Here is a 20,943-nt window from a genome sequence, read left to right on the forward strand (position 1 = left end):
GCAGCATGAGCAGCGAATCACTGAAGGACACGACCGCCACCCCCGTCGTGGGCAAGCCGCCCAGCACCGTCACGGTCACGTGGGCCGGTGATCACCGATTCGATGGCCAGCGCAAGAGCGGCGGCCCCGCCATCCGCATGGATGCGAGCGGACAGACCGGCCCCTCGCCGGTCGACGCCCTGCTCTGCGCCCTCGCCGGCTGCACCGGCGTGGACGTGGTGGACATCCTCGCCAAGCGCCGCACCCCGGTGCAGGCCCTGTCGATTGATGTGGAAGGGGAACGCTTCAGCGGCGTGCCGGGACGCGTGACGCAGATCCACCTCGTGTATCGCATCATTGGCGCGGACGTGGAGCGCCAGCACGCCGAGCGCGCGATCGAACTCGCCGTCACGAAATACTGCTCGGTACGGGACTCGCTGGATCCGAACATGCCCATCACCTGGACGCTCAAACTCAATGAGAGTTGAGGACTCAGCGCTGAGGCCTCGCGCTGAGATCTGAATCGTCTCAGCGCTCAGCCCCACGCAACGCGGCATCTCACCGTCCGGGATCACCCATCGGTCACTTGATGAGCCAGATCCGCTGGTTCACCGGGTACAGCCACTCCACGCCCCGTTCCGTCACCATCGCATCGTCTTCCAGCGGAATGCGCACCTTCGCGCCGCCCCACTCCGGGTTGGGGGTCCACGCGAAGAGTTCGATGCTGAAGGGATTGAACGGCTTGATGTTGAACGTCATCTGGCGCGGGTTGAACCACGCGATGCTGGGGCCGCTGCCGTGTCCGCGATCACCCACGCTGTGGCAGCCGATGTTCACCTCGATGGCGCTGTCGGTCCCCACCTCGTTGAAGGCGCCCTGCATGCGGAAGCCGCCCTTGGTGATCTCCGCCTTGAGCTGCTCCACCATCGCACCGGCGGTCGGGCCGGGCTTGATGGTGCGGTGGATGATCTCGCGCACCTTGAGGGCATTGTCGAACGCCGTCTGAATGCCCTTGGGCGCTGCCGTTTCGCCCGGCTTGAGCACATAGGCCATGCGCTTCACATCGGTCCACGTGTTGAGATAACCCACGCCCCAGTCGATGATTACCAGGTCACCGCGCTGGATGATGCGCCCGTTGCTGGTGGCTTCGATCCCCTTGGGGCCGGTGATGTACACACTCGGCATGTCGAAGCTCGAGCCCAGCGCGCGCTGCTGCAACTGATCCATCATCCACCACGCCACATCTTCGAGCGTGGTCACCCCTGGCGTGATGACTTCGTTGCTGAGCGCGCGCTCGGCGATACGCCGTGAGAGTTCGCCCGCTTCACCAAGCGCCACCACCTGCGAGATGGGGAAGCCGCTGCGGAAATCGCTCACCACCTTTTCGCTGCTCACCAGCTTCGCCGCCCATTCCGGGCCGATCTCCTTCACGAGCCGGTCGTAACTCGTCTTGGAGAGCCCGTCGGCCGCGCCCACCTCTTCGGACATGTTGATCGCGATGCGCTTGGGATTGCGCTCGGCGATGAACGCCTTGAGGTTGGCCAGCGCGAGGACGCGATCGTACACCTTGCACCCTTCGAGCATACCGCCGCTGGCCCCGATGGCCACGCGTTCGATGCGGTCACCGCCACGGTCGGTGAAGATGTAGTAGCCCACGCTCCCCACGTAGCCGCGACCGAAGTCTTCGTACATGGGATCGAACTGGTTTTCCTTCTGCATCGTGATCCACATGTCCACGCCGTTGTCGCGCAGGGCAGCGGGGAGGATCTTGTCGAACTTGTCGCGACGGATCTGACAGAGACGTTCCCAGCGGACCTTGGCAGGTTCGGCCGGAGCCTGGGCGCGGGCACGCACGGGCACGACCGCCGACGCCGCGAGGAGGGATGCCAACAGGAGAGAGTGGCGCATACCGAGGGGTTGAGGACCCCCGAAGATGCGGTGCGTGCCTTCACGGCGCGAGCGGTTGCGGCGCCCGGATTACCGCTGCCGGACCCTCAGCTGTTGCTTGGTGCCTTACGGGCGGTACTCCATCCGTTCGGTAGCCCGTTCGGCGTGCGGTACAGGAATGGGTTGTGCCACCCCCGCACCGAGCTGGCGACCATTGGGGTCGCTCATGACCCGAGTGAGGAAGCGCTGCCCTTCGCCAATGCGCTCGATCTCGATCGCCATGCTCTCGACCGCCTGCCCCATCTGATCCAGCCGCTCAGTCACCTCCTTCGGCACCGGCGCAATGACCGCCGCGCCGCGCTTCCAGAGCCGCCGCGCATACGCGATGGCAATGGGACAGAGGACGAAGATGGTGAAGACGATCGGAATCGCGATCACTTCCTCGGGCGGCCCGGTGCGCGGCGGCGGTGGCGGCTCGGGAACAACGGCGCCAGGCACGGCGGCAGCCTTCGACACCGCCAGGTCAGCCTGAGCGATCTGCTGCTCCAGCGACAGGATGCGCGCGTCGGTCTCCTTGAGACGCGTAGCCAACCCTTCTCGGTCGGGTGCCGTGATGTCCTCCGCCTTGAGCGATCCGGCGATGTCGTTGCGCTGGTCCTGCACCCGCTCCAGCTGATCGCGCAGCTCGGAGCGCTGATTGCGCAACGCCTCGTAGATCGCCTGCGGACGGGCGCCGTCGGGGGTCGCGATGGTGATCGGGATCTGGTCCGGCCCCACAGCGGGCGGCGGTGACGGCGTGGGTTGCATGCGGCTCGGAAGCGACGGGTGATTCGACGGTGCGCGCATCGTGCACACGTACCACGTACGCTCAGGATCCTACGTGGTTTCGGCAACGGTGCCCGTCACCTTTCGACACAATCGCGCCTGGCGACGCGGGTCAAGCCGCCAGCAGCCGGGCGTTCCGCCAGTGGGCGCGCACGACCATGGTGGCCCCCGCGCTTACGGCCAGCACTTCACCCAGCGGGGAGGACGCCAGCGGGCGCACCAGCAGCAACAGCAGCATCCCCGCGAAAAACCACGCCATCGGCGCGTAGGACCGATGGCGGAGGAGCGCATGGCCAAGGCTCAAGACCCCCAGCAGCACGGCGGCCGCCAGAAACGCCCCTTCCACCCACGCGGCGCCGACCCCGGCGGCCCCAACTGCCGACAATGCGCCCATGAACAGGGCGGTCACGGCGCAGTGAATCGCGCAGATCGTGCTCGTGGCCATCCCCAGCCGGTCGAGCCAGGGGGACGAGCCAACGGCGCTGCGCGCTTCCGGAATGGCGGGGCTGCACATGTACTTTATGATATTGATTTATCATAACACTTCAAGTCCCTGACCAAAATGGCAGGGGACGCCTTGAACAGCGGGCCCCACGCTGCCAGCTTTTGAGGCTGGGTACCGGACTCACCGCCTTGGCGGCCCGATGCACCCATTCGCCGCAGTCGGGCGACCCGCGCCGCGCCCCATGCGCCGTATCGGGTAATTCCATTCAAGAACGCGCACACCGCCGGCAATGGTGGCGCATGCTGGAGCTACGCAGATGGCTAAGGAAGGCATTCATCCGCCGTACCACCCGGTGGTCTTCAAGGACGCGTCGACTGGCGCGCTGGTGCTCACGCGTTCCACGATGACGAGCGAGCAGAAGATCAAGCTGGACGACGGCAACGAGTACCCGCTGGTCCTGCTCGAAATCACGAGCGACTCGCACCCGTTCTACACGGGCACGCAGCGCCTCATCGACACGCAGGGTCGCGTCGACAAGTTCAAGAAGCGCTACGGCCGCTAAGCGCCGGCGCTGTACGATCGAGGGGTCAGCATCGTCGATTACGATCGACGACGCTGACCCCTTGATCCGTTTGCTCGCACCCTACTCCCCGGGCGGCTCCATGCCGGTGAACAGCGCCGTCACCAGCAGCACGCTCAGCGCCATGCCCAGCTCCACCTGCACGCTGCGCACCGCCGGCAGATCGCCCCGCGCGATCCGCGTGCGCTGACGGGCCCCGATCGCGAGGACGGTCACCACCAGCGCGGTCTTGAGCAGCAGCAACTGGCCGTAGTCGCTCGATACCGCCGCCCCCAGCGAGGCATGGCGCAGCACGCGCGCCGCGCCCAGCACACCCGTCGCGATCGACAGCGGCGCCATGACCGTGGCCACACGACTGAAGCGGCGCCAGGCCTCGTTGGCCGTGGCGAAGCCGCGAACGCGCGTTACGCTCCACGTCATCAGCAGCCCACCGATCCACGCGCCGGTCGTCAGGATATGCGTCGCGTCGAGCACACGCGCGCCAAGGGGCCACTGCTCGTCGGCCGCGGCATGTCCGAGGCCGCTCATGGCGAAGGCTACCGCAAGCGTCCCGAAGACGAGCATCAGCGACGTGCTGCCGCCCACCGGCAACACCAGCGCGATCGACGCGAGCACGCAGGCGGTCATGAGTTGCGACCAGCCCTGCCCCCATCCTGTTTCGCCGAGCAGGGTAGGCAGGTCGGCGCGCGTCATGTCGAGGGCGCCGAGCTGCAGCTGCACCATGAGCAGCGGGGCCAGCACAAGCAGCAGCGCCGCGCCTCGCGCCAACCACTGCGGCACCGCCGCACTGTGCACCGACTGCTCACCGGCACGCCAGTCGCTTCCGGTGAGTGTCAGAAGCCCACGCCCGATCGCGATCAGCGCGCCCACGTACAACAGCAGACGCGCGACCGATGCCATTACTTGCCCTTGACCTCGAAGCCGAACGTGCCGTTCACCACGTGTCCGTCCTTCGACATCGTCTTCCACGTGACCAGGTAGCGGCCGGCGGCCAGCGGCTGCGTCACCTTCGCCTCGATGGGGGCATCGGCACCGGCAGCACGCGTGGGCTTGTCCACCGTCACCGCCGCACCGCTCGCGGTCGCCAGGGTGATGCGGGTGGCCGGAAGGTCGGCCTTCTCGGTCAGCCACAGTCGGATCGCGTCGGGCGACGTAGTCAACACCGTGTCCTTCGCCGGGAATGACCGCTTGAGCTTGAGGTGCGGCAGGCGAACCACCGACAGCGCAGGCGACCGAGAGGGCGCGGTTGCAACGGTGACGGCGATGGCCACGGCGGCCATGATTGGGCGAACGAGGCGTGTCATGAGCAGCTCACGTAAGCGAAACGTCGAAACGGGAGGGGCGAACGGTTCAGACTAGTAAACCAAAGCTAATGACGGCGGTCCCGGAGGTCAGCGTCGCCCGATAGCTGCGATCAGCCGGTCAGCTGCGCGATCTGCTCACGCAGCTGCGACACCGGCATCTCCACCCCGATGAACAGCGCCGTGGGTAAGGCGTCGGCATGCGGCCACGACCGGTCGAGGCTCACCCCCTGCTTCCCCGGCACACGGTGCCACACGTACATGGGGCCGGGTTCGTCGGCAAAACGCACGAGCCCCTTGGCGCGCACCACCGCCTCCGGCAACGCCTCCACGAAGCGTTCGAACGCGGCCCGATCCACGACGGCCGGCAGCGGCAGCGACACGCTGCCGAACGGGTGCCGGTGTTCACGCTTTTCGCCGGTACGGGTGGCCCACACGACACCGGACCGGCCACCGCGGGCGCTATCCTCACGCACGGCCATCGCGAGGTCGTGCAGGTACGCCGCATAGTGCTCGACCGTCACGTGTGCCGCGCGCGCGTTCACGTCGCGCAGCGCCGACTCCACGGTGCGCAGGCGGGCCGCCTCGAGCTTGTGCGTCCAGTTGAGATGCAGCTGCGTGGCGGTACTCACCTGCGCGCGTTCGAGCCCGTTGTGCCACCATCGCTTCTGCCACCGCGCGGCGTCGACCACCGTGAGCTGCAGCGGCAGCGTGAAGTGCGCGAGGCGTGGATCGGTGGTGAGGTGCCCCAGCAATTCGTCCGTTTCGGTGGCGCCGTTGGCTTCGATCAGCATCACGCTGCCGGGATCGGGCGGCACCTCGTAGAGCGTCTGCAGCAGTTCGCGCAGCGAGCCGCAACACACGCACTCGCCGTTGAGCGGAGTGACCAGGGCATCGAGCGCCCCCAGTCGCGCCGCGTCGATGCGCGCGTTCTGGAAGTCGTTGAGGATGATGCGCACGCGCGTGCCACGGGCAGTGAGCTGCGGAATGAGCTCCGTCAGCAGCCGCGTCTTGCCGCTGCCGAGGAACCCCGCCATGAGCACGAGCGGGATCATGACGTGGCCGACGACAGCTGCAGCTCCGACAGGAAGCCGCGCACACCGAGGCGCAGCACCGATGCGGCATACAGGAGCGTCACCACGATTACACTGACGACCTGCCACCAGCTCCCCTGCTCTTCCCGTGCCAGCGCGGGCTGCGTCGCCGGTAACCCGGGCCAGAGCAGATTCACGGTGAGCCCGAGGATCACGGCGGCAGCGATCATGGACACGCTGAACAGCCAGGCGAACCGCTTGCCATGCATGCGCGTGAGAATCCCGATCGTGGCCACGTTGGTGGCGGGACCGGTGAGCAGCAGCGCCAATCCGGCTCCCGGCGAGACACCGGCCGCCACCAGCACCGCCACCAGCGGCGTGGAGGCCGACGCGCAGATGTAGAGCGGCAAGCCGACGGCGGCGAAGACCAGCACGTCGACGCCTGACGGCAGCGCCGTGATCCACGAGCCCTGCAGCACCGGCGACGCGATCGCCGCCACGATCAGCCCCACGAGAATCCACGGGGCCGTGTGATCCACCATCTCGCCGAGCCCCGACTGCGCCGCCTTTCGGAGACGCTCCGGTGTGGTGCGCGGTGGGGCTGGCGTATCGCCGAACAGCGGCAGTCCACGGCGCACCGGCTTGACGAGCCCGCCCATCACGAAGGCCACGGCCAGCGCGGCGAGGGCGGCCGCGGTCACGCGGACCGCGGCGAACTCGGTTCCCAGGAGCGGTATCGACAATAGGATCGCATCGATCCCCAGCTCCGGTGTGGCAATCAGAAACGCGACCGCGGCCGTCGTCGACGCGCCCTGCTGCACCAGCTGCTGATAGAGCGGCACCACGCCGCAGGAGCAGATGGGGAGCGGCAACCCCACCGCAACGCCGGCGAGCCCCTGCCGCAAGCGGGATCCACGACTCATCCACGCCAGTGAGCCGGTAGGCAGCCACGCGTACGCCACCCCCGCCGCCACGTAGGCCAACAGCACCGCCGGGGCGCTGTCGAGACACAACGACCAGAAGGTGTCCCAGGTGGTCTGCAACGGCAACGCGCCAGCAGCATGGCGCCGGCTCAGGTGCAGCACCGCCAGCAGGGCGGCGCCAAGCAGCGCGCCCGCCCCGTTGCTCCAGGGTTGCAACGATGCTGCCCCCGTGCTCGGCTGAGGGTGCGCATGGTCGTGATCGTGCGCGTGATCGTGCGCGTGATCGTGCGCGTGCCCGGCGATGTGCGGATGCCCGGGTTCGTGCTCGTGCGCCGGGTCGTGGTCGTGCGCGGGATGCGCGATCACATGCAGCAACGAGCCCCCCACGAGCGCCTCGAACAGGGCGGCCGCGCGTGTGGGCAACGCCGCGAAGACCGTGGGTTCGCTCACGTAGCCCACCAGCGTCGTCAGGGCCATCAGTGCCAGGACGCCCCACGGCACCCGACGATCGCGATCGCTGAGCACCCACCACACCATCAGGCTCACGGGCAGCTGATGCAACACCACGCCCACGCCAAGCAGACGGCCGTTCGTCACCGACGCCTGCGCCAGCGCACTGCCGTCGAGCAAGGCATGCGCTGCCACGCCCAGCATCGCCAGCACCATGACCACGAAGTGTGTCTGGCGCACCCCGTAGTGCAGCAGCCGCTCGGCCATGGAGGGGAGCATGAAGCCGGCGACCATGAAGCCCAGCGCCAGCAGATCGGCGCGCTCGAGCGCGTGCGGCACCACGTCCAGCAGCACAAGCCCGCCGACGCTCACCAGCACGAACCCGTCGATGAACGTGAGCATCGCCGGGCGCGCGCGCGACCAGCGGGCGATGAGCGGCCCCGATCCGAGCAGCAGCAGGCTCGCGACGAGCAGCAGATGGTTCATGGGACAGCGGGGAGCGGCATCATCGAAAGATCACGGAGCCGCTCCCGCAGTGCCACCCGTCCACGCCACAGCCTGCTGCCGCCGCGGCCGTACGGGACAGCCTTCAGGCGTCGCTCCCTTCCTCGAACTCCACTTCCGCCCACTCCGGAAACGGGTCGCCGAACGTCTGCCAGAGCGCCGGGCCGGCGTGCATCTCCTCGAGGGTCACGAGACAGGCGTCCAGCATGGAAGTCAGGGCCTCCTGCCGGAGCCCCTGCCCGATGATCGCGATCTCCTGACGGCGGTCGCCCACATCAGGGTGCCAGAGCGCCTCGATCGCCTCGCGCTGCTCGTCATCGATGTCCCAGGTCTCCGGATCGGAGGCCGCGTACCAGTACCCACCGGGATTCACTTCCAATAGCTGCCCCGCCTGCGACCAGATGCCGACCATGTCCGGACGCGTGGCCACCCAGAAGAACCCCTTGGCGCGGAGCACCCCCGGAAGCCCCGCGTCGACTGCGCGCCAGAGTCGCTCCGGGTGAAACGGGCGGCGTGCGCGGTACACGAAGCTGCTCACACCGTACTCTTCCGTCTCCGGCACATGCTCGCCGTTGAGCTCCTTCTGCCACCCCGGTGCCGCCTCGGCCTTCTCGAAGTCGAAGCGACCCGTGTCGAGAATCCGCGAGGGCTCCACGACTCCGCGCACGGTCACGAGCTGCTCCGCATCGGGATTGAGGTGGTGAAGCAGCGCCTTGAGCTCACCAAGCGCCTCGGGGGTGAGCAGATCCGACTTGTTGATGATGATCACGTCGGCGAATTCCACCTGATCGATGAGCAGATCGGGGATGGTGCGTTCGTCGTCGTCGCCGAGCGCGAGCTGCCGTGCATTGAGATCGTCGAGCGAACCGAGGTCGGCGAGAAAGCGGTACGCGTCGACGACGGTGACCATCGTGTCGAGCCGAGCCACCTGCGCGAGCGATACCCCCTCGTCGGTTTCGAACGTGAAGGTGGCAGCGACCGGCAACGGTTCACCAATCCCGGTGCTTTCGATGAGCAGGTAGTCGAAGCGCCCTTCGGCGGCGAGGCGCGCGACCTCCTGCAGCAGGTCGTCGCGCAGCGTGCAGCAGATGCACCCGTTGGTCATTTCCACCAGCGTTTCCTGCGTGCGCGAGAGCGCCGCGTCGCCGCCGCGCACGAGCTGCGCGTCGATGTTCACCTCGCTCATGTCGTTCACGATCACGGCCACGCGCAGTCCATCGCGATTGGCGAGCACGTGATTGAGCAGCGTGGTCTTGCCGGCGCCCAGGAACCCCGAGAGGACCGTGACCGGCAACCGGCGGTCGCTCGCCGGCACGGCGGGCGCGGTCACTTGGACTCCCGGTAGAGCACGTGCTTCTTCACGAACGGATCGTACTTGCGCTGCTCCAGCCGCTGCGGTGTGGTGCGCGGGTTCTTGGTGGTGACATACAGGTGATGGCTCTCGGTGGAGCGCAGCTTCACGTTCACGCGGCCGCTCTTGGGCATGGGATCCCCGGTTGGCGTTGACTTATGGTAATGCGAACGTACTATCAATAAATGTCAACGCAACCCCTCCCCGCCGTCCGTCTGGCCACACTGCTCGATCAGCAGCTGTGGTTCATCGGGCATGACATCCGGCACGCCGATGGCAATGCGTTGGTGCGCTATGGCTTCGAGCGTATCCGGAGCGACGCGGGCGGGACGACCTGTTATCGCCTCGCCGGCGCGGCTGCGGGGCGGGATCTGGTATGCTGGGGCTTCGGAGTGTTCGTGGGGCCCGGCACTGCCGCTTCAGGCACTGGCCGCCATGGTGTGCTGATGCAGCGACATGCCGCATCCCCCCGGCTGCTGGCGGCCCCGTTGCCGCTCCCGCTCCACAAACCGAGCGAACTGCCTCGCATGCGATCGCCGGTCACCGAGAGGGAGCGGGATGAGGTGAATGCCGCCCGTTCGCTCGTCGCGTCGGTCCTCGGCGATTACGAGCAGTGGGCCCGCATTGCCCTCGGGCCGTCGCACCGCGCTCGCGTGCTCACGACGCTCCCGCGCCACAAGCGGCGGCGGTTCTGGGTCGCGACCGATCTGGCCCCTCTCTGGCAGCCGCTTCGGCAGGCACGCGCCGAACAGCCAACGTGCTCCTGACGGTTTGGCCCTACCGCGCACTCCGCGGAGCTGGCTGCTCTCCCGCGGCCGCAAGCCGTCGGTGAAGCAGCGCCACCACCACCCACCCCACACAGGCGGCGGTAACGACGTCACTCAAGTAGTGCGCGGTGGCCATGACGCGGGTCAGGCCGCACCCGGCGGCCAGCAGGTAGAACACCCAGCGGGCCCGCGGGAACAGGCGGGCCAGCGCAAACGCCGCGGCGAAGGCGACCAGCGCATGCGAGCTCGGAAGCCCCATGCCCCGGTTGGAGAGCGGCCCGTCGCTGAACGCCCGGAACGCGTAGCCGAACTGCTCGGCATCGGGGCGGAGGCGCCGGAACGTCAACTTGAGCAGCTCGGCGGCCGCGCCACCGAGGGCCGGCCCCCACACCAGCAGCATCGTCCCGGCCCGACGCATCGGCTCGTCCCGCTGGTGGAGCCAGTACGCCAACGCCAGCGCCAGCCAGGTGGGAAGAAAGCCCATGGAGCGCAGCAGGCGGCCCCAGTCCTTTTCGTACACCGACGGCACACGCACGAGACGCCACGCCAGCTCATCGAGCAGGTGCGCCGCACCGATCGCGACTACGCTCACCACCAGCCACCGTGCCCAGGGGATCGTCGTGGGCGATGGGGGCGATGCGGGGGCCGCAACACGTTCGGTGGCGGATTCGGCGGTACGGAGGGCCATGCCGGCAAATCAATCAGGGCATCCGGGAGACTGCCACCCCGCGTGCCGCACCAGACGGTCTGCACCGACCGACCGTACCGTGACATATTTGAGGCATGGAACGCAATACCCGTCAGCGCGACGCCATTCGTCAGGTGTTCGAAGAAGTCCCGCGCCCGCTTGGCCCCACCGAAGTGCTCGAGTACGGCCGGAGTCACGTGGCCAAGCTCGGCATTGCCACGGTGTATCGCACCATCAACTCCCTCGTGGAGACCGGGTGGCTCGTGCCGGTCGAGTTGCCCGGGGAGGCGCCGCGGTACGAGCGCTCCGGATCGGCACATCACCACCATTTCCGCTGCCGCGCGTGCAGTCGCGTGTTCGAGATCCACGGCTGCCCGGGTGACCTGCGCGATCTCGCACCCGCCGGCTTCCGACTGGAGTCGCACGAGGTGGTGCTGTACGGGCTGTGCAGCAAATGCGCCGCGTAGCAGCTGGTGTCCGCGCGGCGCTGACGCGGGCACGATCGCTGATCATGGCAGGGCTGGTGACGGGCGCGCTGGCGAGCGCCGCCTGTGATCGCGCCCCCCGATTCGACGGGGTGGCCGTGGACCCGCCGCGTCCCATGCCCGCATTCGCATTTCGTCTTGCCGATGGGTCGGAGTTCTCCACGGCCCCGCGGGCCGGCCGACCGCTCGTGCTGTTCTTCGGCTATACGCATTGCCCGGATGTCTGTCCGACCACGCTGGCGGATTGGAAGCGTGTACGACAGAAGCTCGGCCCCCGCGCCGATTCCGTGCGCTTCGTCTTCGTGACGGTCGATCCCGACCGTGACACGCCGGTGGTCGCGCAGCGATACGCGCAGCAGTACGACCGCACCTTCGTGGGGGTGTCGGGCGATGCCCCCGTGACCGCGCGCATCATGGAAGCGTTCGGCGTGGCCGCTGCGAAGGAGGAGGGGAGCGCAGCCAGCGGCTATCTGGTCAGTCACTCGTCGCAGGCGTTCCTCATGGACGATGCGGGCCGGCTCGTGGCGCTCTACCCGTTCGGCACGCGATGGGAGGCCCTCGCCGCCGACCTGGATCGGTTACTGTGACGGCGCGCCCCGCGAGGGTCACCACCGTGGCAGTCATCACGGGGCTGCTCGCCGCGTGTGCGACGTCCGAGCCACCGCAGACGGGACGACTCGTCACGACGTCGTTCGCCCGCCCCGCGGACTCAGCGGCCACCGGCGGCGCCTACCTGACCGTCGTGAACGCCGACTCGATGGCGGTGGCACTCACCGGCGCCACGAGCCCTTGGGCCACCGCGGTGGAAGTTCACGAAACGATGAATCACGACGGCATGGCACACATGATGGCCCGCACGTCAGTGCCGATCGCCCCGCGCGACTCGCTGGTGATGAAGCCGGGCGGGGTGCACATGATGCTGATCGGGCTCACGCGAGCGCTGCGCGAGGGGGACAGCGTGCCGGTCACGCTGCGCTTCTCCACTTGTGACTCGCTGGCGCTGCGCATTCCCGTGCGCCCCAACTGAACGATGGCCGACGCGTCGCTGTCTCCTCCGGCCACGTTGCGGCCACGCCCGCTCGCGATCGTTGCGCTGCTGCTGGCCACCGCCGCCGCTGTCTGGTTCACGTGGCCGCGCCCCGACACGCTGATTCGTGTGCGGCGCGGCGGCGTGGCCGTCGTGACGGATGCGTTCGGCCGGGACCGCCCGTTGCCCGACACCGTCTTCGTGGGCGGCAGCGGCGCGAAGCGGAAGATCCGCGTGGTCAACGAAGACACCCTGCAGCACCGCCTCGCGATGTTCACCATCGCGCCGGGACAGCAAACGGATTACACCGTGCCGCCCGGTACCTTCGGCGGCGCCTGCTCGGCGCACCCCAGCAACAAGCAGCTCACCTTCGTGGTTCGCTGAGCCGGGGGTGAGTCCACTGCCTCCCTCCACGATGAATGCCGCGCTCGACGAGGAGCTGCGGGCACTCGACATGGCTGGCCTCAAGCGCTCGTTACGTCAGGTGCATCAACGGCGCGCGGGCACGGTGCGACTGAACGACGAACGCGTGGCCGACTTCGCGTCAAACGACTATCTCGGCCTCGCCGCTGATCCCCGCGTGGCGGACGCCGCGCGGGCGGTATTGCAGACCGAGGGTACCGGCGCAGCGGCGGCACGTCTCATCTCCGGTAATCATCCACTCCACGAGAGCCTCGAGTACGCACTCGCGCGGCTGAAGGGGTGCGACCGTACGCTGCTCTTCCCGTCGGGCTACATGGTCAACGTGGGCGCGATCCCGGCGCTGGCCGATCGCGGCGACGTGATCTACTCCGACGCACTCAATCACGCATCGCTGATCGACGGCTGCCGGCTCTCGCACGCGACCGTGCGGGTGTTCCCGCATAACGATCTCGCGGCCCTTGAGCAGATGCTGGAGCGCGAGCGGCATCAGTACCGTCGCGCCCTCATCGTGGTCGAGGGGGTGTTTTCGATGGACGGCGATTGCTGTCCGCTCGATCAGCTCGTGCCGATCGCCCGCCGTCATCAGGCCTGGACCTACGTGGACGATGCGCACGGCACGGGGGTCCTTGGTGCGACCGGTGCCGGAAGCCTCGAGCACTTCGGCGTGAGCGGACAGATCGACGTGGTGGTGGGCACCCTCGGCAAAGCACTGGGCACCGCGGGGGCCTATGTGGGCGGATCGCGGGAGCTCGTGGAGTTTCTCGTGACCCGCGCCCGGTCGTTCATTTTCACCACCGGGTCGCCGCCGGCGATGGCCGCCGCAACGCTCGAAGCGCTGCGCATCGCCCAGTCGGAAGGGTGGCGCCGCGAGGCCGTGCGAGAACGGGCGCGGCACGTGCGGACACGCTTGCGCGAGGCGGGCTTCACGCCGACCGGCGATGACGATGGCCATATCGTTCCCCTCGTGGTGGGCGATCCGGCCCGCACGATGGCGATGGTAACCGACCTGCACCACCGCGGGTTTCTCGTCGGCGGTGTGCGCCCGCCGACCGTACCCGCGGGTACCTCGCGACTACGATTGTCGATGTCGGCGGTCCATCCTCTGGAGCTCGTGGACGCCCTCGCGACCACCCTGATCGAAAGACTTCATGGCTCCTGACGTTCGACATGAGTGACTCCATTCTGCGGGATGATGCGCGCTTTGTGTGGCATCCCTACACGCAGCATCATCGGGCCCCGCAGCCCGTGCCGATCGCACGGGCGCGCGGCAGCTGGCTCTACGACACCGATGGGCGTGGTATCCTCGATGCCATTGCCTCGTGGTGGGTAACCACGCATGGCCATGCGCATCCCGCCATCACCGAGGCGATCGCCGAGCAGGCGCGCACGCTCGACCAGGTGATCTTCGCAGGCTTCACGCATGAGCCGGCGGCACGTCTTGCTGCCGAGCTGGTGTCACGCCTCCCCACGGGCCTCTCGCGGGTGTTCTACTCCGACGACGGCTCCACCGCCGTCGAAGTGGCGATCAAGCTGTCGCTGCAGTCGTTCTCCAATCGCGGTGAGCCACGGCGGCTCGTCGCGGCCCTCGAGAACGCCTATCACGGCGACACCTTCGGCGCGATGGCCGCTGGCGCGCGCGGCGTGTTCACGCACATGTACGAGCCGCTGCTCTTCGAGGTGGCGCGGCTCCCCGATCCGTCGGAAGGCGATACGCTCGCGGCGCTGGACCGGTTGCTCAACACGCGTGGTCACGAGTTGGCGGCGGTGATCGTGGAGCCGCTGGTGTTGGGTGCCAGCGGCATGCGAGTGTGGAGCGCCGAGGTGCTGCGCGGTATGCGCGAGCGGACCGCCGCGGCTGGTGTGCACCTCATCGCCGACGAAGTGATGACCGGGTTCGGGCGCACCGGTCCCATGTTTGCCTGTGAGCTGGCCGGTGTGCAACCGGACCTCATCTGCCTCTCCAAGGGCATCACCGGCGGCGTGCTGCCGCTCGGCGCCACGGTGGCGACCGAGGCAATCTTCGACGCCTTCCGCAGCGATGATCGGCGCAAGACGTTCTTTCACGGGCATTCCTACACCGCCAATCCCATTGCCTGCGCGGCCGCACTTGCCTCGTTGCAGCTGTTCGATGCGAGTTGTGACGCGGCACGCGAACGTATCGCCACGTTTCATGCCACGCAGCTGGCCGCGTTGCACGGTACACGCGGCGTGAAGCAGGTGCGGCACATCGGCACCGTCGCGGCGATCGAACTTGATGCGCCGGCCGGCTATCTCAGTGACATCGGGCGTGAACTCGCCGCCTACGCGTTGCACGAGGGGGTCCTGCTCCGCCCACTCGGCAACGTGGCCTACTGTCTGCCGCCGTACTGCACCACCAACGAGGAGCTCGGTCTCGTGTACGACGTCGTGCACCGCTTCCTTGACGGCGCGCGCGTGGCTCCCATCACCAGTGGAGGGCCCGTGGATGACTGACACCACCGCCTCGATTCGTCGCCTCGGGGTGACCGGCACCGACACGGGGATTGGCAAGACCGTCGTCACGTGCGCCCTCGCGGCGCGGGCGCGGCAGCTGGGACGCCGCGTGGCGGCGATGAAGCCGCTGGAGAGCGGCATCGAGGAGCGCCCGGTGTCCGACCGCGGTCTGGCCTCGGATGCCGAGCGCCTGCGGGCCGCGTGCGGCAACGTGCACGATCTGTCGCTCGTTCGTCCCTACGTGCTGGTGGAACCGCTGGCCCCCATGGTGGCCGCGCAGCGCGCCGGCATCGAGCTCTCGTTTTCCAGGCTCGAGCAGACGCGCACGCAGCTGGAATCCGGGCACGATCTGCTGCTGGTCGAAGGCGCGGGCGGGCTGCTCGTCCCCATCACGAGGGACGTGTCGTATGCCACGTTCTTTTCCCGCTGGTCGTGCGAGTTGCTCATCGTGGCGGGCAACCGGCTGGGCGTGCTCAATCACGTGCTGCTCACGGTGCAGGTGGCCGAGCAGGCGGGACTCACCGTCAGAGGCGTGGTGCTGTCGACGATCAGTGACCGTGAGCCGAGCGTGGCCGAGGCGACCAATTTCGACGTGTTGCAACAGCTGTTGCCCGGGCAGGCCCTGTATCGCTTTCCGTGGGTGGAGCGGGCGGACGACCCCGACGCGCTGGCGGCGGCAGCAGCAGCGAGTGGCATGGACGCATTGCTGTAACGGTCGTTCACATCGGCCGCGTGCCATGGCGTTCCCTTCGACGCGTCACGCTGCCTTATTTGTCACGTTGGCTATTCCGTACCCTAGGCATTCCGTACCATGACGATGCAGAGCAACTGGCAGTCTCTCGCCGACAAGTCCCTCGCCGGCGAGGTGCTTTCCCGCGACGAAGCGCATGCCGTGCTGACGGCTCCCGATGACCAGCTGCTCGATCAGCTGGCCGCTGCGTACCGCGTGCGTCGCGCGGCGTGGGGGAACCGCGTACGGCTGCACTTCCTGCTGAATGCGCAAAGTGGGCTCTGCCCGGAGGATTGCGGCTACTGCTCGCAGTCCAAGATTTCCGCCGCCGAGATCGAGAAGTATCCGATGATGGCGCAGGAGCGGATCATGGAGGCGGCCGACCGTGCGGCGCAGCTGAAGGCGGGCACGCTGTGCATGGTGATCTCCGGCCGCAGCCCGGGGGAAACCGTGTTCGGCAAGGTCCTTGATGCGGTGAAGGCGGTGCGCGCCAAGCATGATCTCAAGATCTGCGCCTGTCTCGGCCTGCTCAACGAGGAGCAGGTGCTGCGCCTCAAGGAGGCCGGCGTGGAGACGGTCAACCACAATCTCAATACGTCGGCCAATTACACGCCGGAGATCGTCAGCACGCACACGTTCGAAGATCGCGTGAATACGGTCGAAGCGGTGAAGGCGGCCGGCATGAAGACGTGCAGCGGCGGCATTCTCGGCATGGGCGAGAGCGACGACGACGTGATCGACTTGGCGTTATCGCTGCGTGAGCTCGACGTGAAGAGCGTACCGGTGAACTTCCTCATCCCGGTGCCGGGCACCGAGTTTGCCGGCCATAATCAGCTTGATCCGCGCCGTTGCCTCCGGATTCTCACGCTCTACCGGCTGCTGCTCCCCACGCAGGAGATCCGCATCAGCGGTGGGCGTGAAGTGCACCTGCGCAGCATGCAGGTCATGGGGCTCTATCCCGCCAACTCGATCTTCGTGGGCGACTATCTCACCACGCAGGGGCAGACGGCGCGCGACGATCTGCGGATGATCGAAGATGCGGGGTTCGTGCTGGAAACGCCCGACGGTGAGCCGTTCACTGGGGACCCGTTCGAAGGCGTACCAGAGAGCTATCCGCGGGCGCCGTTGCCGTTGATCGAGGTGTAAGGGCGGGCCACCCCTCCTCCGTGGCCACCCGCTCGAGCGCCTCGATCGGCGTAGAGTTCGAGGGCAACGGTGCGCATTATGTTGCTCGTGGATCGTAGGGGATGGCGTATACGTTCAATCTGGCGGAGCAGCCATCCGCTCCCGGTCTCCTGTTTCCTGCCTCCTGTTTCCCATGTCCATCGCCGACATCCGAAAGGATTACCGTCTCCACGCGCTGTCCGAAGCCGACGTGGCGGACGATCCGATCGTGCAGTTCACCGCGTGGTTCAACGAGGCCGTGAAGGCGGAGGTGGTCGAACCCAACGCCATGTGCCTCGCCACCGCCACGCCCGATGCCTATCCGTCGGCGCGCATTGTGCTGCTGAAGGGCGTGGACGCCCGCGGTTTCGTGTTCTACACCGACTATCGTAGCCGCAAGGGCTCGGAGCTCGCGGACAATCCGTGTGCCTCGCTGTGCTTCTTCTGGGCGGAGCTCGAACGTCAGGTCCGTATCAATGGTGCCGTGCAGCGAGTCAGCCGCACCGAGTCGGACGAATACTTCCAGTCGCGCCCGCTCCCCAGCCGGATCGGGGCGTGGACCTCCTCGCAGAGCAGCGTGCTGTCGTCGCGTGAGGTGCTCGAGGCCCAGCTGGCCGAGAATGCACAGCGCTTTGCGGGTGGCCCAGTGCCGCTCCCTGCCCACTGGGGCGGTTTCCGTGTGGTGCCCGACGAGATCGAGTTCTGGCAGGGACGCGCCAGCCGGCTGCATGACCGTATCCAGTTCCGGAGGGAAGCGGGGCAGTGGGTGAAGCGGCGTCTCTCACCGTGATCGGCACGCGAGGGAACCCCCTCGCGGGATAATGAGTTCCGCGTGCATGTCCCAGACATCGCACGCGGTTCTCATTTTTGGCGCCACCGGTGGCATCGGTGCGGCCCTCGCACGCCGGCTCACCGCCGCCGGCACCCCGGTGTTTCTCTGCGCGCGCCGCGAGGAACCCCTGGCCGCACTTGGCGCCGAACTGGGCGCCCAGTGGCTCACCGCCGATGCCACGGACTGGGGCGAGATTGATCGCGCAACCGATGCCGCCGTGGCGGCACACGGTGGCCTTGGCGGCATCGCCAACTGCGTGGGCTCGCTGCTCCTCAAGCCGGCACACCTCACGAAGTTCGAGGAGTTCCAGCAGACGATCGCGCAGAACCTCACCAGTGCGTTCGGCGCGGTGCGTGCCGCCGCGCGTGTAATGCCCACCGGCGGGAGCGTGGCGCTGTGCACCACCGCCGCCGCCCGCATCGGCCTGGCGAACCACGAGGCGATCGCCGCGGCCAAGGGCGGCGTGCAGGGTCTGGTGTTGTCGGCCGCTGCGACCTACGCCTCGCGCGGCCTCCGCGTAAACGCCGTGGCGCCGGGGCTGGTGGACACACCACTCACGTCGCGCATCACCGCCTCGCCCGCGGCACTCCAGGCCTCGCAGTCCATGCACGCCCTCGGCCGCGTAGGCACCCCCAACGATGTCGCTGGCGTGATGGCGTTCCTGCTTGGCACTGACGCGGCGTGGGTGACGGGGCAGGTCTATGGGGTGGATGGCGGACTGGGGACGGTCAGAAGCAAATGAGCACCGGCGACACGCGCGTCAGCGACACGCGCGTCAGCGACACGCGCATCGCCGTCGCGGCTCATCGCTGGCCTGCCAGCTCCTCACGGAGTTTGACGTAGCTGTCGAAGCGTCCCTGCATGATGGTGCCAGCCGTCACGGCCTCCCGAATGGCGCACCCGGGTTCGACGGTGTGAATGCAGTCGGCGAAGCGGCACTCGCCAAGGAACGGCCGAAACTCCGGAAAGCAGTGCGCCACATCAGCGGGATCAATGCCCCACAGGCCCACTTCCCGAAGTCCCGGGGTATCCGCAAGGAATCCGCCGCCGGGGAGTGGATGCAAGACCGCCCCGACCGTGGTGTGCCGCCCCTTGTTGACGCTTTCGCTGATGGCGGCCGTCCGGAGATTGAGCCCGGGGAAGAGCGTATTCATCAACGAAGACTTCCCGACGCCCGACGGCCCCGAGAGCGCCGAGCTGCGCCCGCCTACCTCAGCGCGCAGCTCGTCGAGCCCCTCGCCGGTCCTCACGCTCGTGTAATGCACGGGATACCCGGCAGCCGCATGCTCGGCGAACAGCGCCCGAGAGCGCTCCGCCGACACCAGGTCACACTTGTTCACCACGATGCGGGCGTCGAGGCCGTTGGCTTCCGCAATCACCAGGAAGCGGTCGGCCATGCGCGGATGCGGCTCGGGGTTCGCCGCCGCAAACACCACCAGGACCTGATCGAGATTGGCCACGACCACCCGCTCACCGCGGGCGCCACCGGGGGCGCGACGCGCCAGCTTGCTGCGCCGCTCGTGGATGGTTGTGATGAACCAGGCGCCGGGATCGCGGTTATCCCACTGGATGGTCACGCGATCACCGACCGCCAGCTTGATGGCGGTGCGCTCGTCCTGCTTGAGGCGCCCCCGCAACGACGCCTGCGCCACGGCACCACTCTCGAGGCGCACATCCCACACCCCACCCGTACCCTGCACCACCACCCCGTCCACCGACAGGTCGGGGGGCACCGGACCGTGCTGCACCTTCAGCACGCCATCCGAGTCATGCATCGCGCACGCCCCGAATGAGCCCATCGAGGGTGGCTTTCACCGTCGCCAGCGGCATCGCTCCCAGCTGATGTCGCACCACGGCCTCACTCGCACCGGTCACGAGAAAAGCCGTTTCGAGATGGCCCTGCACTTCGGGTTCACCCTGCCCCCACTTCACGAAGAAGAGGTAGGCACCCCAGTGAGCCGCACGGTCACCGGTCGTGTCGGTGAGGATGTCGGCAGAGTACGAACGCCCGTCCACGCCTTCGAAGGCCGCGGGTCGCTTGTGCACCGCCATGTAGCCGCCGAGCGTGCGCTCATCACCTGCCGCATGGTCAGGCGGATGATGATGGCCGTGGTGGACTTCTGGGCGATCGCCCGGCTGTTCAGCCGCCAAGCGACTCCTTCACGATATTGCCAGCCATGAAGGCAATGTTGGCAGGGCGTTCGGCGAGGCGGCGCATGAGATACGGATACCACTGGCTGCCGAAGGGCACGTACACGCGCATGCGGAAACCCTCCTTCACGATCTGCTCCTGGAGATCGCGCCGCACGCCGTAGAGCATCTGGAACTCGAACGTATCGGGCGAGATCCCCTGCTCCTTCGAAAAACGCTTGGCCTCGGCGATGATGTTCTCATCATGCGTCGCGAGGCCCGGGTAGCGCCCCTCCGTCATGAGCTTCTTCATCGCGGCGACGTAGTTCTTGTCCACGTCGGCCTTGTCGGGGAACGCCACATCGGCGGGCTCGAGATACGCGCCCTTGCAGATGCGTACACGCGCCGACAGGCGGTTGCACCGCTCCACATCGGTCAGCGTGCGACGCAGCGCGCTCTGCAGCACCACCCCCACGTTGTTCTCGTGCCCGGGGAAGAGCTTCTGCTCGAACGTATCGAGCGTGCGGTCCGTGTACGCGCTCGACTCCATGTCGAGACGAACGAAGCTGTCGTACTGCTTCGCTCGTGCAATCACCTCGCGGACGACTTCCACGCCGAGGTCATCCGAGATGTCCTGGCCGAGGGCCGTGAGCTTGACCGACACATTGGCGTTGAGCTTGCGCGCTTGTATCCGGTCGAGGATCTCGAGGTACTGACGCCCCGTCTCCCGCGCTTCCGCCTCACTGTGCACGCTTTCGCCGAGCAGGTCGAGCGAGGCCGAGATGCCCTTGTCGTTGAGTTGGGCGACCGCCTCGATGGCGGTGTTGATCGTTTCGCCAGCGACGAAGCGCGACGCCATCTTGCGCGCGAATCCGACGTTCTTGACGAAGTTGAAGACGCCTTGCTGGCGCGAGAGATAGAGGAGCGACGTTCGAAGCATGGCAGG

Annotated in this window: 26 protein-coding genes; 13 read left to right on the forward strand and 13 right to left on the reverse strand. The window is 67.5% G+C overall.

Features of this window, described 5'->3' with window-relative positions; all coding sequences use genetic code 11:
* Window positions 1-5 precede the first annotated feature (5 nt).
* On the forward strand, window positions 6-467 hold the full coding sequence (locus ACIQ51_RS01390) for an OsmC family protein (protein ID WP_396203207.1): 462 nt from the start codon (window positions 6-8) through the stop codon (window positions 465-467).
* Between the two features lie 94 nt (window positions 468-561).
* Here the strand turns inward: ACIQ51_RS01390 and ACIQ51_RS01395 are convergent, their stop codons facing one another.
* The 3 genes from ACIQ51_RS01395 to ACIQ51_RS01405 all read right to left on the reverse strand — a co-directional run bounded on the left by ACIQ51_RS01395 (window position 562) and on the right by ACIQ51_RS01405 (window position 3,205).
* Entirely contained in the window at window positions 562-1,887 is a 1,326-nt protein-coding gene (locus ACIQ51_RS01395; protein WP_396203208.1) for a M24 family metallopeptidase, read from the reverse strand.
* Window positions 1,888-1,992: 105 nt separating this feature from the next.
* Window positions 1,993-2,673 (reverse strand): hypothetical protein, encoded by a 681-nt coding sequence (locus ACIQ51_RS01400; protein WP_396203209.1) that lies wholly within the window; start codon window positions 2,671-2,673, stop codon window positions 1,993-1,995.
* Window positions 2,674-2,803: 130 nt separating this feature from the next.
* Window positions 2,804-3,205, reverse strand: a complete 402-nt coding sequence (locus ACIQ51_RS01405; protein ID WP_396203210.1) for a MerC domain-containing protein — start codon at window positions 3,203-3,205, stop codon at window positions 2,804-2,806.
* A 247-nt stretch (window positions 3,206-3,452) separates the two neighbouring features.
* Between ACIQ51_RS01405 and ACIQ51_RS01410 the strand changes: the two genes are divergently transcribed.
* Window positions 3,453-3,698 carry a type B 50S ribosomal protein L31 gene (locus ACIQ51_RS01410; RefSeq protein ID WP_396203211.1) on the forward strand — a complete coding sequence of 82 codons (246 nt, stop codon included), beginning with the start codon at window positions 3,453-3,455 and terminating at the stop codon, window positions 3,696-3,698.
* An 81-nt stretch (window positions 3,699-3,779) separates the two neighbouring features.
* On the opposite strand, the gene ACIQ51_RS01415 is transcribed toward ACIQ51_RS01410, so the two are convergent.
* The 6 genes from ACIQ51_RS01415 to rpmG form a co-directional block, all read right to left on the reverse strand.
* A complete protein-coding gene (locus ACIQ51_RS01415; protein WP_396203212.1) occupies window positions 3,780-4,616 on the reverse strand; it encodes a copper resistance D family protein in 837 nt (278 codons plus the stop codon).
* A complete protein-coding gene (locus ACIQ51_RS01420; RefSeq protein WP_396203213.1) occupies window positions 4,616-5,020 on the reverse strand; it encodes a copper resistance protein CopC in 405 nt (134 codons plus the stop codon). The genes ACIQ51_RS01415 and ACIQ51_RS01420 overlap by 1 nt, the downstream gene beginning before the upstream one ends.
* A 110-nt stretch (window positions 5,021-5,130) precedes the next feature.
* Window positions 5,131-6,072, reverse strand: coding sequence for a CobW family GTP-binding protein (locus ACIQ51_RS01425; RefSeq protein ID WP_396203214.1), 942 nt, complete (start codon window positions 6,070-6,072; stop codon window positions 5,131-5,133).
* On the reverse strand, window positions 6,069-7,910 hold the full coding sequence (locus ACIQ51_RS01430; RefSeq protein WP_396203215.1) for a permease: 1,842 nt from the start codon (window positions 7,908-7,910) through the stop codon (window positions 6,069-6,071). The genes ACIQ51_RS01425 and ACIQ51_RS01430 overlap by 4 nt, the downstream gene beginning before the upstream one ends.
* A gap of 103 nt (window positions 7,911-8,013) precedes the next feature.
* Entirely contained in the window at window positions 8,014-9,258 is a 1,245-nt protein-coding gene (zigA, locus tag ACIQ51_RS01435; RefSeq protein ID WP_396203216.1) for a zinc metallochaperone GTPase ZigA, read from the reverse strand.
* Window positions 9,255-9,413, reverse strand: coding sequence for a 50S ribosomal protein L33 (gene rpmG / locus ACIQ51_RS01440; RefSeq protein WP_396203217.1), 159 nt, complete (start codon window positions 9,411-9,413; stop codon window positions 9,255-9,257). Before rpmG ends, zigA begins: the two co-directional genes overlap by 4 nt.
* 51 nt (window positions 9,414-9,464) lie before the next feature.
* On the opposite strand from rpmG, the gene ACIQ51_RS01445 reads away from it, so the two are divergent.
* Window positions 9,465-10,046 (forward strand): hypothetical protein, encoded by a 582-nt coding sequence (locus tag ACIQ51_RS01445; RefSeq protein ID WP_396203218.1) that lies wholly within the window; start codon window positions 9,465-9,467, stop codon window positions 10,044-10,046.
* Between the two features lie 10 nt (window positions 10,047-10,056).
* On the opposite strand, the gene ACIQ51_RS01450 is transcribed toward ACIQ51_RS01445, so the two are convergent.
* Entirely contained in the window at window positions 10,057-10,734 is a 678-nt protein-coding gene (locus ACIQ51_RS01450; RefSeq protein ID WP_396203219.1) for a phosphatase PAP2 family protein, read from the reverse strand.
* Between the two features lie 95 nt (window positions 10,735-10,829).
* Between ACIQ51_RS01450 and ACIQ51_RS01455 the strand changes: the two genes are divergently transcribed.
* The 10 genes from ACIQ51_RS01455 (at window position 10,830) to ACIQ51_RS01500 (ending at window position 18,609) form a co-directional block, all read left to right on the forward strand.
* On the forward strand, window positions 10,830-11,201 hold the full coding sequence (locus ACIQ51_RS01455) for a Fur family transcriptional regulator (protein ID WP_396203220.1): 372 nt from the start codon (window positions 10,830-10,832) through the stop codon (window positions 11,199-11,201).
* Window positions 11,189-11,806 carry an SCO family protein gene (locus tag ACIQ51_RS01460; protein ID WP_396203221.1) on the forward strand — a complete coding sequence of 206 codons (618 nt, stop codon included), beginning with the start codon at window positions 11,189-11,191 and terminating at the stop codon, window positions 11,804-11,806. Before ACIQ51_RS01455 ends, ACIQ51_RS01460 begins: the two co-directional genes overlap by 13 nt.
* A 26-nt stretch (window positions 11,807-11,832) precedes the next feature.
* Complete coding sequence (locus tag ACIQ51_RS01465) at window positions 11,833-12,246, forward strand: copper chaperone PCu(A)C (protein WP_396203222.1); 414 nt, start codon at window positions 11,833-11,835, stop codon at window positions 12,244-12,246.
* 3 nt (window positions 12,247-12,249) lie between these two features.
* Window positions 12,250-12,630, forward strand: coding sequence for a hypothetical protein (locus ACIQ51_RS01470; protein WP_396203223.1), 381 nt, complete (start codon window positions 12,250-12,252; stop codon window positions 12,628-12,630).
* Between the two features lie 7 nt (window positions 12,631-12,637).
* Window positions 12,638-13,828 carry an 8-amino-7-oxononanoate synthase gene (gene bioF, locus ACIQ51_RS01475; protein ID WP_396203224.1) on the forward strand — a complete coding sequence of 397 codons (1,191 nt, stop codon included), beginning with the start codon at window positions 12,638-12,640 and terminating at the stop codon, window positions 13,826-13,828.
* 23 nt (window positions 13,829-13,851) lie between these two features.
* Window positions 13,852-15,141 carry an adenosylmethionine--8-amino-7-oxononanoate transaminase gene (locus tag ACIQ51_RS01480; RefSeq protein WP_396203293.1) on the forward strand — a complete coding sequence of 430 codons (1,290 nt, stop codon included), beginning with the start codon at window positions 13,852-13,854 and terminating at the stop codon, window positions 15,139-15,141.
* A complete protein-coding gene (gene bioD / locus ACIQ51_RS01485; protein ID WP_396203225.1) occupies window positions 15,134-15,853 on the forward strand; it encodes a dethiobiotin synthase in 720 nt (239 codons plus the stop codon). The genes ACIQ51_RS01480 and bioD overlap by 8 nt, the downstream gene beginning before the upstream one ends.
* Window positions 15,854-15,952: 99 nt before the next feature.
* Window positions 15,953-17,017, forward strand: coding sequence for a biotin synthase BioB (bioB, locus tag ACIQ51_RS01490; protein WP_396203226.1), 1,065 nt, complete (start codon window positions 15,953-15,955; stop codon window positions 17,015-17,017).
* 172 nt (window positions 17,018-17,189) lie between these two features.
* On the forward strand, window positions 17,190-17,825 hold the full coding sequence (gene pdxH / locus ACIQ51_RS01495) for a pyridoxamine 5'-phosphate oxidase (protein ID WP_396203227.1): 636 nt from the start codon (window positions 17,190-17,192) through the stop codon (window positions 17,823-17,825).
* Between the two features lie 46 nt (window positions 17,826-17,871).
* Window positions 17,872-18,609 (forward strand): SDR family NAD(P)-dependent oxidoreductase, encoded by a 738-nt coding sequence (locus ACIQ51_RS01500; RefSeq protein WP_396203228.1) that lies wholly within the window; start codon window positions 17,872-17,874, stop codon window positions 18,607-18,609.
* 61 nt (window positions 18,610-18,670) lie between these two features.
* Here ACIQ51_RS01500 and rsgA read toward each other — a convergent pair whose 3' ends face one another.
* The 3 genes from rsgA to ACIQ51_RS01515 are packed head-to-tail and all read right to left on the reverse strand — an operon-like array spanning window position 18,671 to window position 20,937.
* Window positions 18,671-19,642: a ribosome small subunit-dependent GTPase A gene (gene rsgA, locus ACIQ51_RS01505; RefSeq protein ID WP_396203229.1), complete on the reverse strand. Its 972-nt coding sequence runs from the start codon at window positions 19,640-19,642 to the stop codon at window positions 18,671-18,673.
* Window positions 19,635-20,018 carry a hypothetical protein gene (locus ACIQ51_RS01510; RefSeq protein WP_396203230.1) on the reverse strand — a complete coding sequence of 128 codons (384 nt, stop codon included), beginning with the start codon at window positions 20,016-20,018 and terminating at the stop codon, window positions 19,635-19,637. The genes rsgA and ACIQ51_RS01510 overlap by 8 nt, the downstream gene beginning before the upstream one ends.
* Entirely contained in the window at window positions 20,008-20,937 is a 930-nt protein-coding gene (locus ACIQ51_RS01515) for a proline dehydrogenase family protein (protein WP_396203231.1), read from the reverse strand. The genes ACIQ51_RS01510 and ACIQ51_RS01515 overlap by 11 nt, the downstream gene beginning before the upstream one ends.
* Between the last annotated feature and the right edge of the window lie 6 nt (window positions 20,938-20,943).

It is taken from the genome of Gemmatimonas sp. (genome assembly GCF_044344655.1).
Lineage (GTDB): Bacteria > Gemmatimonadota > Gemmatimonadetes > Gemmatimonadales > Gemmatimonadaceae > Gemmatimonas.